Annotated in this window: 1 protein-coding gene; it reads left to right on the top strand. The window is 53.2% G+C overall.

What is annotated here, in order from left to right:
• Positions 1–1019: amino acid adenylation domain-containing protein (locus tag FS818_RS28215; protein ID WP_145336721.1), on the top strand; the 1019-nt coding region annotated here is incomplete at both ends.

Genomic DNA, 1019 nt, shown 5'->3' with positions numbered 1-1019 from the left:
TGAATGCGAAAGCGAACCAGCTGGCACATGAACTGCGCTCGCGCGGCGTGGGTGCAGACCAGATCGTGGGGATCATGACAGATCGCTCGGTGGAGATGATCATGGGGATTCTGGCGATTTTGAAGGCGGGCGGAGCGTACATGCCGATCGACCCGGCGTACCCGCCGGATCGGGTGACGTACATGCTGGAAGACAGCGGCGCAAGAGTGTTGCTCGTATACGGCGATGGCATTAAAGTACCGCCAGCTTATGAAGGTGCTGTGTTGAACCTGGCGGACAACTCGTTATACGCAGGTGAGAACGGAAATCGGTCTGTCGCAAGCGAGCCAAGCGATCTGGCGTACGTGATCTACACTTCGGGATCGACGGGCAAGCCGAAAGGAGTGATGGTGGAGCATCGCAATGTTGTGCGGTTGCTCTTCAACGATCGCAACCTATTCGACTTTGGTGTGGGTGATGTATGGACGATGTTCCATTCGTTCTGCTTCGATTTCTCAGTATGGGAAAAGTATGGCGCGCTGTTGTACGGAGGCAAGCTGGTTATCGTTCCAAAACGAACAGCTCAAGAACCGCGGTTGTTCGCGGAGTTGCTGGAACGTGAACAGGTAACAATTCTTAACCAGACACCTACAGCGTTCTACAGTCTGATTCACGAAGTGTGCGACAAGGAATCCAACTGGAATCTGGCCGTACGCAAAGTGATATTCGGCGGGGAAGCGTTGTCCCCCGCGTATTTAGAACCATGGGCGAGGGCATATCCTAATACCCGCCTAATCAACATGTACGGGATCACTGAAACGACTGTGCACGTGACGTACAAGGAAATAACCGCTGAGGATATTTGGAAGAACATTAGCAACATTGGAAAACCGATCCCCACATTGTCCGTTATGATCCTGGATAAGGATGGGCGACTTACTCCTCTGGGAGTAGCCGGTGAAATGTACGTGGCTGGAGAAGGCGTGACGCGGGGATACTTGAACCGTCCCGAGCTGACGGCAGAGAAGTTTGTAGACAAC

This window comes from Paenibacillus xylanexedens, from assembly GCF_007680605.1.
In the GTDB taxonomy this organism is placed as follows: Bacteria; Bacillota; Bacilli; order Paenibacillales; family Paenibacillaceae; genus Paenibacillus; species Paenibacillus xylanexedens_B.
Note: the sequence above shows the minus strand (reverse complement) of the source record. Positions and strands in the feature narration are given on the sequence as shown.